12 protein-coding genes are annotated in these 8669 nt (G+C 70.6%); all 12 read left to right on the plus strand.

Features of this window, described 5'->3' with window-relative positions:
• Positions 1 to 242: 242 nt before the first annotated feature.
• Entirely contained in the window at positions 243 to 671 is a 429-nt protein-coding gene (locus tag ACFYW9_RS41080; protein ID WP_389160245.1) for a hypothetical protein, read from the plus strand.
• Positions 672 to 988: 317 nt separating this feature from the next.
• Positions 989 to 1219 (plus strand): hypothetical protein, encoded by a 231-nt coding sequence (locus ACFYW9_RS41085; RefSeq protein WP_389160246.1) that lies wholly within the window; start codon positions 989 to 991, stop codon positions 1217 to 1219.
• Positions 1216 to 1452 (plus strand): hypothetical protein, encoded by a 237-nt coding sequence (locus ACFYW9_RS41090; RefSeq protein ID WP_389160248.1) that lies wholly within the window; start codon positions 1216 to 1218, stop codon positions 1450 to 1452. Before ACFYW9_RS41085 ends, ACFYW9_RS41090 begins: the two co-directional genes overlap by 4 nt.
• Positions 1453 to 1543: 91 nt before the next feature.
• Positions 1544 to 1732, plus strand: coding sequence for a hypothetical protein (locus ACFYW9_RS41095; RefSeq protein WP_389160250.1), 189 nt, complete (start codon positions 1544 to 1546; stop codon positions 1730 to 1732).
• Between the two features lie 142 nt (positions 1733 to 1874).
• A complete protein-coding gene (locus ACFYW9_RS41100; RefSeq protein WP_389160252.1) occupies positions 1875 to 3365 on the plus strand; it encodes a MarR family transcriptional regulator in 1491 nt (496 codons plus the stop codon).
• The gene (locus tag ACFYW9_RS41105) at positions 3362 to 3682 is read left to right on the plus strand and encodes a hypothetical protein (protein WP_389160254.1); all 321 of its coding nucleotides are present in this window, start codon (positions 3362 to 3364) and stop codon (positions 3680 to 3682) included. The genes ACFYW9_RS41100 and ACFYW9_RS41105 overlap by 4 nt, the downstream gene beginning before the upstream one ends.
• Entirely contained in the window at positions 3679 to 4332 is a 654-nt protein-coding gene (locus tag ACFYW9_RS41110; protein WP_389160257.1) for a hypothetical protein, read from the plus strand. The genes ACFYW9_RS41105 and ACFYW9_RS41110 overlap by 4 nt, the downstream gene beginning before the upstream one ends.
• Before the next feature lie 551 nt (positions 4333 to 4883).
• On the plus strand, positions 4884 to 5894 hold the full coding sequence (locus ACFYW9_RS41115; protein WP_389160260.1) for a protein rep: 1011 nt from the start codon (positions 4884 to 4886) through the stop codon (positions 5892 to 5894).
• A gap of 332 nt (positions 5895 to 6226) precedes the next feature.
• Positions 6227 to 6514 (plus strand): CopG family transcriptional regulator, encoded by a 288-nt coding sequence (locus ACFYW9_RS41120; protein WP_389160263.1) that lies wholly within the window; start codon positions 6227 to 6229, stop codon positions 6512 to 6514.
• Entirely contained in the window at positions 6511 to 6693 is a 183-nt protein-coding gene (locus tag ACFYW9_RS41125; protein ID WP_389160266.1) for a hypothetical protein, read from the plus strand. The genes ACFYW9_RS41120 and ACFYW9_RS41125 overlap by 4 nt, the downstream gene beginning before the upstream one ends.
• A 168-nt stretch (positions 6694 to 6861) precedes the next feature.
• Positions 6862 to 7869, plus strand: a complete 1008-nt coding sequence (locus ACFYW9_RS41130; RefSeq protein ID WP_389160268.1) for an AAA family ATPase — start codon at positions 6862 to 6864, stop codon at positions 7867 to 7869.
• A gap of 224 nt (positions 7870 to 8093) precedes the next feature.
• Positions 8094 to 8513 carry a hypothetical protein gene (locus tag ACFYW9_RS41135; protein WP_389160271.1) on the plus strand — a complete coding sequence of 140 codons (420 nt, stop codon included), beginning with the start codon at positions 8094 to 8096 and terminating at the stop codon, positions 8511 to 8513.
• Positions 8514 to 8669: the final 156 nt, after the last annotated feature.

The raw sequence follows: 8669 nt of genomic DNA on the forward strand, positions 1-8669 counted from the left end.
GTGGGCGCGGGCCGACGACTCCGGCGACGAGGAGCGGATCAGCGCGGCGCGCGGTCGAGTCGGGGACGCCGTCCAGGCGCTGCGGGCGGACGGGGTCGACCCGGTCCGGGGACGCCTCCCGTAGGTGAGCCGGCCGTTTTCTCTGCCCTAGCACTCCGCGGATTCGGGCCGTACGTGAAGTGGTTGACGTACCGGCGCACGGGATGACGTACGCGCCTCCCCGGCCTGGCAGGATCGGCGCCATGGACACCGAGACACCGACAGACGCTGAGGGCAACCGGCTGTGCGCCTGGTGCGGCGAAGGGCCGGTCCCTCCGAGCCGGGGGACCAAGCCCCGGGCCTACTGCTCGCGTTCGTGCGTGCAGCGCGCACACGAGGCCCGGAAGCTCCAGCGGAAGCTGCTCAACGCGTACATGAAGGGCCGGGCCGACGAGGTCGAGCTACGCCCCAGAAAGTCACACGACTTTCCCGCCGGAGACCGAGGAAAGTCACAGGACTTTGCCGATGGAACGTCACGTGACTTTCCGAAACAGCAGGTCACACCGCCCGATCCTCCGGCCAGGCCGGACGGTTGGGTGCGGTCCGAGGACGAGATCAATGCGCAGTTGGCGGAGCTGGAACAGCGCCGGACCGGCCAGCCGGACGCCCAGCCACCGACCCGGGACGCCTAGCGGAGCGCCCGCACGGCGCCCGACCACATCGCGGCAGCAGGTGCTCCCCCGCAACCCCGTGGCGGGCCGTCACCGCCCCGTACGGCGCCCAGCAGGACGACGGCGGGGGAACGGCGCCCAGCCACCCTCCGGGGCGCTCTGACGGCCGCTCAGCGCCAGCCACTCCCCCACCCCTTCCCCGCTGGCCTGGATGCGCGCGCAACGGCGAGAGCCGCAGTCGGCAGACGGCCCGCCATGTAAGCCGCCCAGGGATGCCGCTGTCCTGGACGGCAGTTACCCCCTTGCACAAGGTGTGCACCGTAGGGCAGACTGTGCACATGAACGAACGACAGACCCCCGCCGACCTCAGAGCCGCCGCCGAGCGCTCCCTGGTGGCGCCGGGCAAGAAGCGGCTCAAGGCCGTGGCCGCGCTGAAGGCGCTGGACGCGGAGCTGGAGCCCCTGGTGGTGGAAGCGCTCCGCAACGAGGTGTCCGCGCTCCGGATCTCCGAGTTGACCGGCATCCACCGCAACACGATTCGGGCGATCAAGGCACGGGGGACACAGTGACCTATACCGACCACAAGGGGCGGACGCCCGAACAGCGCGTCGCCGACACGGTCCGGGCAGGCTCGTTCGTGACCCAGGGCCAGCGGGACCGGGCGACGCTGCTCCTCACGGATCTGCTGGCCGCCGCCGACCGCCACGGCGTCACCCTCGATGACTTCGACTGGTCGATAGACCTCCCGGGCGGGTGCCTGGACGCGATCGTCACCAAGGACCACGGCGCTCACACCGAGTAACGGAGTTTCCCGCCCCTCGCGCGCGCACGCGTAGGGGGCCCTCGACCGGAAACCGGAAACCGGAAACCGCACACGCAACGTAGGGGGAGACATGACCCAGGACCACGTGATCAACGTCCAGCCGTGGCAGTCCCGACGCCCGGCGCTCGCCGCTCACTTCGACTGGACGTGCTCCTGCGGCCGGAAGGCCTCGAACCCCTGCGTCGACCGGCGCGCGGCCGAGGCGGACGCCCTCCGGCACACGCCGGTCGAGAACACCGTGAGCGCCTACAGCCACTGATCCACAACTGAAGCGGGCCACACCGGGTGGTGGAACACCCGGCGCGGCCCTCACAACGAACACGAGAGGGAACCTCGTGCACATCGCTGCTGCTCAGACTACCGACGCCCCGAGCGTCCTCGTACAGCTCGGACCGGAAGGCGTGGCCGTCCTGTTGGCCGTCGTCACGGTCCTGATCACATGGAAGTCCAAGACCGTCCGCGCTGCGGAGCTGCGGCTCCTCCGGGCGGCCTGCCGCGAGAGCTGGGAGCTGCTGCGCCTCGGCCTGCTGCTCATCCTCGGCCGGACCGTCCCGACCCGCGAGGAGCGCAAGATCCTGCGGCGGCTCTCCCCGAAGCACTGGAAGGCACACGCCGGACTGCGCGGCCTGGACGGGACCCTGACCGGCCGTCCGAAGCTCACCGCCGCCGGGATCGTCGTCTCCGTCCGGCTGGACGGCCAGTGGACGGCCCGGAAGCTGGCCAAGGCCGAGGCGCACGTCCGGTCGCTCGTCGGATGCCGGACGACGCTCCGCATCGAGATCGAGGCCGGGAAGCGCGGCGGCTGGGCCCGGATGACGTTCCGGACCCGCTCCGCCGTCGACACGGCGGACATGACGTGGACGCCGGAGCGTCAGGGCCTCGGCCTGGACACCGTGACCGGAGAGCCGGTCCAGATCCCGCTGTACACGCGCCTGCTGCTCGCCGGATCGTCCGGCGCCGGGAAGTCCGTGACGCTCCGGCCGTCGCTCGCCGAGATCGCCGCCGACCCGCTGTCCGCGATCGTCATGGTCGACCTGAAGCGCGTGGAGGGGGCGCTCTGGAAGTCCCGGGCCCGGATCGCCCGGACGCCGGAAGAGGTCGAGGCCGTCTCCGAGGAGCTGGTCGCGGAGATGCTGGAGCGGCTGGAGATCCTGGAGACCCAGGGCCGCGCGTCCTGGACGCCGACCGAGGACCGGCCCCGGATCGTCGTCCTGGTGGACGAAGGCGCGGAGGTGTCCAGCAACGCCAAGGACGCCGTCCCGTTCCTGGAGTCGATCGCCCGCATGGGCCGCGCCGCCGAGATTCACATCTGGTGGTGCACCCAGAAGCCGACCATGTCCGGCGCCTCCGCTGGCATCCCGGCGCAGATCGCCGCACAGATGGACGTCCGGCTGTGCCTGCGGGTGGCCACGGCCACGGAGGTCCGCACGGTCCTCGGGGAGGACGCCTCCGCCGACGGCTGGGACGCTCACACGCTCCCGAAGCCCGGGTTCCTGCTGATCCGTGGCACGGGTCGGAAGCCCCGGCCGGTGAAGGTCTGGTTCATGGACGACGACACGGTCCGGGCGCTGCCTGCTGCTCGCGTCTGGAGCCGTCGCCCCGATCCTGTCGACCCTGTCGGGGGTGTGCCGGCCGTTTCCCCGAGCCTGCCGGACAGCCTCCCCGCGGATCTGTCCGTGAGCCTGGAGAAGGCGGCGGCCGGAGCCGAAGCCCGCGTCCTGGAAGCCCTCACCGAGGCCGGGCGGCCGGTCCGACAGAAGGACGTCGCCGAGGCGGCCGGGCTCTCCAAGGGCGCCGTCTCCAAGGCCGTGGCGCGGCTCCTGGCCTCCGGTCAGATCGAGCGCCAGGCCGACGGCTCCGTCACGACGCGCCCGACGGAGGTAGCGGCATGAGCGCCGTCCAGAAGGCCTCCCAGGACGCCGTGGAGGCCGCACAGCAGGCCGACCGGTACGCGGAGATCCTGGCCGTCGTCGCGGCCGTCCAGGCGGCTCAGACGGCCGCACAGCCCCACGGCTGCGCCTGCGACAAGCAGCAGGCCAAGCCCCGCCGTTCGGCCGGAGAGCTGGCCGTCATGGCGGCCGGAGCGTGCGCCTGCGTCGGAGTGGCCACGGCCGCGCTCCTGGCCGTCGCCCTGGCCGCCGTCGCGGTCGCCGTCTCAGCGCTCGTCTGCCTGTTCATCATTCGCGAGATCCGGAAGGGGTCGAAGTGACCGCCGACAAGCCCGCCCGTGACGTCCTCGGCTGGGCCGCCCTGGTGGCCGCTCTCGCCGTGACCATGAGCGCCGAGTACGCGCTCGCCCGTGCCTGCGGCTTCGGTGAGTTCGTCGCCGCAGGCGTCCCGGCCGCGCTGGACATCTACGCGGTGAGGGCGCTCCGGGCGCACCGGGACGTGCCCGTCGTGGTCGCCGCGATGATCGCTGTGAACGCGCTCTCGCACCTCGTGGCGGCCGGGATTCTGGGCGTCTCCTGGCCGCTCGTGGTGGCCGTCTCAGCGATCGCCCCGCTCGTTCTGTGGCGGGTTCACCGGCTGGCCGACGCTCCGGCCGAACAGGCGAACACCGTGGAGACGGAGCAGGTGTTCGCCCCGGTGTCCGACGAACAGTCGGAGGTGTTCGCCCCCGAGCCGACCGCGCCGGAGGCCGAGGAGACCGAACAGGCTCCGGCCGAGCCCGAACAGGCCCGGCTCTCGCAGCAGGCGGCGGCGGCCGTCATCGAACAGTCCTGGACGGCTGGCCTCGGAGTCCGTGAGACGGCCCGGCTGGCAACCCGTGCGCCGTCGACCGTGACGGCCGCGTTCGCCCGGCTGGAGAAGGCCCGGGGGCCGCAGCCGCTCGCCGGACAGTTGGCCCTGGTGAAGTGATCGAACAGGACCGAACGGCCGGACTTCCTTCGGGGGGTCCGGCCCGAACCTGTTGCACAAGGTGTGCATGATCGTCCATACTGTGCAGGGGCAACCGACTGCCCCCCTAGCACCACTGACCCCGCATCACATGCGGCAGGATGACCCAGGCAAAACGAAAGGCCCCGAGTTGGCGCTCGGAGCCTTTCAAGATCCTCGCTCGCCTTCACACTCACGAGGAACCGTTCATGACCCATGATGCAACACACTCGATCCCGGCCGCGACTCCTCCGGCTGATCACGCCCCTCTGAGCCCCCTGAAGGCCCTGGAGCAGCGCCAGGCCGAGGCACGCGCCGCAGGCCGTGCCCGGCGCGCTGCGGCCTCGGCAGGCCAGACCACAGACACCCCCACGGACCGGCGCCTTGGTAGGGATAGAGGTTATGCGTCCACCCCAGGTCAGGACACTGACGGGGGCCGTCGCGGAGCGCGCTACGCGGGCCGTGAGGCGCTGTGGGACATCAGCACCCGGAAGGGCGCGCGCCTGTGCGGAAAGGTCCCCGTAGCGGGCGGTGTGGCCACGGCGCTCAACGTGGCCGGGCAGGCGACGCACCTCGGCCTGATGCACTGCGGCCTGATCTGGATCTGCCCGGTGTGCTCGGTCAAGATCCGGTCCGTCCGGGCGGACACCCTGGCCGACGGCTCCACGGCGTGGACCCAGGACGGCCACGGAATCGCCCTGGTGACCCTGACGATCCGCCACTACCAGAGCCAGCCGCTCAAGCAGCTCACCAAGCAGGTCACGGCTGCGTGGCGGAAGGCGTTCAGCGGGCGGCCGTGGAAGAACGCACAGGCCACGTACGGGATCGTCGGGTACGCCCGCGCCCTGGAGGTGACGTACGGGGAGGCGAACGGCTGGCACGTCCACCTGCACGTTCTGTTCTTCCTGGATGAGGCCTGGAGCAAGGACCGGGCGGACGCCTTCCAGGGGGAGACGGGGGCCCGTTGGGCGGAGATCTGCGGGGCTGTGGGCGCCTACAAGCCCTCTGCTGCGCGCGGGGTCCGTGTGGACGCTCTGGGGGCCGGTCAGGACCCGGCAGACATGGCCCGGTACGTGATGAAGGGTCAGGACGGGAAGCGGGCCGCGTTCGAGCTGGCCGACCCGGACACCAAGAAGGCCAAGACCGGGCACCGGACGCCCTTCGAGATCCTGGCCGACTTCCTGACGACCGGCGACGTCGCCGAGGTCGAGCTGTGGCACGAGTACGAGGGCGCCATGACCGGCATGAGGGCGCTCGTGTGGTCCCGGGGGATGCGGGACATCCTCGCGGAGCTGATCGAGCTGGACGACCGGACGGATGAGGAGATCGTCCAGGACGACGACGCCGACGGCATGACGCCGGTCGCGCTGATCCCGGCCGAGGCGTGGCGTGAGCACGTGGTGCGTCACCGGGGCCGGTCGCTCGCGCTGCTCCACGCTGCGGAGGAGTCCGGGCAGGCCGGTGTGCGGGCCCTGATCGAGTCGTGGGACCTGGTGTGGGGTCGGGACGTCCTGGACCCCCCGGCCGAGGACACCGAGAGCTGAGGGGAGGCGGCCCCGCGGCCGTCACATACCGCTACGGCCGGCACAACCGTGCGTGATCACGCGCGCGGGGGCCGGAGCCGTCCCGTGGCGCCCCTCCCCCGTTCCTGGACGCGGTAATTCGCGTTGCCGTTACCTGGGGTGTGCCGTTTCGGGGACGAGAATAGGCCCTGTCTTAGCGGCCATTTCCATTGTGCGCTCCCCTGGAATATCTCGGGGAGGCAAAAAAGATCACGGTAACGCAAAACCTCGATAGGCCTTTTCCGGGCCTTTTCCCGGCCTTTCTTTGTGGCGCAATTGAGCCACAGAATGGCGGTGAGGGAAAGGAAACCAAAATGCCTCTCGAAGAAAGCCGTAATCTCCGGCTGTCCGTGGAACTCTCCAACGCGCTCGAAAGCGCCTCGAAGGTCCAGAAGGTGACTTCCTCCGAGATCCTGCGCCGGGCGCTCACGGAGTACCTGTCACGGGAAATCCGTCTCAGCCACGAGCGCCGGAACGACGCGATCGAATTCGCCAATCCGGCGACTTCCCCGGACACCGTTCCGTCTGTGGCCGAGGCCTCGGATGAGGACCTGGCGAAGCACTGGGGCGACTTCTACGGCACGGATCTGCGGACCGCATGAGTGAGGTCACCGTGCAGCTCACGGACCGGCAGGAGGCCGATCTAGCGGCCATAGCGCAGTGGTCCGGCCAGGGCGCCACGACGGGGGACATCGTCCGTAAGGCCGTGATCCGGTACCTGTCGGATCACCCGTGGCTGAACAGTGAGGCCGTCGCTTATCCGCCGCTGCCTTTCGCATGACAGAACCCCCCAGGAGGGAGGGAAGTCCCTTTGCCCTGGGGGGTTCATAGCCACACGGTTCTGAAGAAAGGATAGACCGGTATGCCACGCCTGACAAAGGCAGATCCAGAGCCGGAGCACGAGCCTTTACGGGCGTTCGGATACCACACTCAGGAAGCTCTCAACCGCATGCGCGGGCAGGAGGAGGCCCGGCGGATCATCCGCCGTGAGCACCGCCCGCAGATACCGCAGCCCAAGTCTCTCGCGACGTTCCTCGCGGAGCCTGACGAAACGGCCCGCTATCGGATCGAGGGGCTGTGGCCGTCCGGCGGGAACGTGCTCCTGTCGGCGCAGTACAAGGCAGGAAAGACGACCATGGTTCACAACCTCGTGAGGTCCCTCGTGGACGGAGTGCCATTCCTGGAGCAGTTCGACACGGAGCCGGTGTCCGGCCGCGTCGTCGTCCTGGACTTCGAGATGCCGGAGGCCGAGGCACGCCGCTGGCTCCGCGACACGGGCATCGAGCGGGCGGACGCCGTGATGTACATGAACCTCCGGGGCCAGGCCGCCGCGTTCGACCCCACGGATCCGGCCTGCCGGGCGGAGTGGGCCGAGCTGCTGCTCTCCGTCGGCTGTGACGTCCTGGTGGTGGACTGCCTGGCCCCGATCACGGCCGCGCTGGGCCTGGACGAGAAGGACGGGCTGGGCCCGGTGCTCCAGGGCCTCACCGCTCTCGGGGCGGAGGCCGGGGGCGCCGAGGTGTTCCTGATCCAGCACATGGGCCACAAGAACGAGCGGGCCCGGGGCGACTCGAACCTGCTCGGGTGGCCGGACGCTCTGTGGACCGTGGCACGGCCCGGGGAGGACCCGGCGGGCCCCCGCTACTTCAAGGCGTTCGGGCGGAGCGTGGACGTGCCGGAGGCGTGCCTGGTGTACGACGGCCAGTCTCGGGCCCTGTCGTTGGGCGACGGCGGCCGGAGACGGCGGGCCGAGGCGGGGACGTTCGGGAACGGCGTGGACCGTCACGTGCAGGAGCTGCTGCGCGCGGGAGTGCCGGAAGGCCTCGGCCGGGACCGGCTGAAGGCGTGGGCCGACTCCCACGGGGTCGCTCTCCCGAGCAACAACGGCGTGCTGTCTCAGATCACGAAGGCCGTGAAGGCGTGGCAGGAGTCGGAGCGTCTGCCCGGCCTGGAGTGACCTGCCCAACCTGCCCAAGGGCAAAAGTGCCGGCCGTCTGCCCACGACCTGCCCAACCTGCCCAACGCAGGAGAGAAACCGCAGGTCAGGGCTGCCCAAATTCCTGCCCAACCTGCCCAATCGACCTCCGCTGCACCTGCCCTGCCCAAACCCCCCCCTAGGGGGTTGGGCAGGTGGGCAGGTCCGGGCGGGGCTGAAGAACGATCACACGAGAGGACAACGACATGACCACGAAGGATGAGCTGGAAGCGGAGTACGACGACGCCCGCACCGAGCTGGACCGCGCGAACCTGGAGCTGTTCATGGTGAAGCGGTGGGCGCGGATCACGGGGAGGACGCCGGAGGCCGAGGACTTAGTCCACGTTCAGCGGCGGATACGGGTGGCACAGCGGCAGGTCCGGGCGACGGAGAACGCGTTCAAGGCGCAGGGTTGGGTGCCGTCCCGGGGGAAGTCCTTGCAGGATCTGCGGAGGGAGCAGGCCGACGCGGCGGCGGAGGGGCTGACGCCGGAGGAGTGGGCGGAGCGCCGGGCGGCTCGGGAGGCCAAGCAGCGCGAGGGGATGCAGCGGGCGGCGGAGGAGCGCAACCGGGCACGGGAGGCGGCCGGGTTCCCGCGCCGTGGCCGTCCGAGGCGGATCGCATGAGGATCCCGAGCCTTGAGCCCCGGGCACGCCTTCAGGCGGCGTACCGGGACGCCATGGCGGAGTGGGCGCGGGCCGACGACTCCGGCGACGAGGAGCGGATCAGCGCGGCGCGCGGTCGAGTCGGGGACGCCGTCCAGGCGCTGCGGGCGGACGGGG

Source organism: Streptomyces sp. NPDC002698 (assembly GCF_042888945.1).
Classification (GTDB): domain Bacteria; phylum Actinomycetota; class Actinomycetes; order Streptomycetales; family Streptomycetaceae; genus Streptomyces.

What these genes read in the sequence shown, in the direction of transcription:
- ACFYW9_RS41095 (WP_389160250.1), top strand. Translation starts at nt 1,544, where the DNA reads ATGACCCAGGACCACGTGATCAACGTCCAGCCGTGGCAGTCCCGACGC.
- ACFYW9_RS41085 (WP_389160246.1), top strand. Translation starts at nt 989, where the DNA reads ATGAACGAACGACAGACCCCCGCCGACCTCAGAGCCGCCGCCGAGCGC.
- ACFYW9_RS41120 (WP_389160263.1), top strand. Translation starts at nt 6,227, where the DNA reads ATGCCTCTCGAAGAAAGCCGTAATCTCCGGCTGTCCGTGGAACTCTCC.
- ACFYW9_RS41080 (WP_389160245.1), top strand. Translation starts at nt 243, where the DNA reads ATGGACACCGAGACACCGACAGACGCTGAGGGCAACCGGCTGTGCGCC.
- ACFYW9_RS41105 (WP_389160254.1), top strand. Translation starts at nt 3,362, where the DNA reads ATGAGCGCCGTCCAGAAGGCCTCCCAGGACGCCGTGGAGGCCGCACAG.
- ACFYW9_RS41125 (WP_389160266.1), top strand. Translation starts at nt 6,511, where the DNA reads ATGAGTGAGGTCACCGTGCAGCTCACGGACCGGCAGGAGGCCGATCTA.
- ACFYW9_RS41135 (WP_389160271.1), top strand. Translation starts at nt 8,094, where the DNA reads ATGACCACGAAGGATGAGCTGGAAGCGGAGTACGACGACGCCCGCACC.
- ACFYW9_RS41130 (WP_389160268.1), top strand. Translation starts at nt 6,862, where the DNA reads ATGCGCGGGCAGGAGGAGGCCCGGCGGATCATCCGCCGTGAGCACCGC.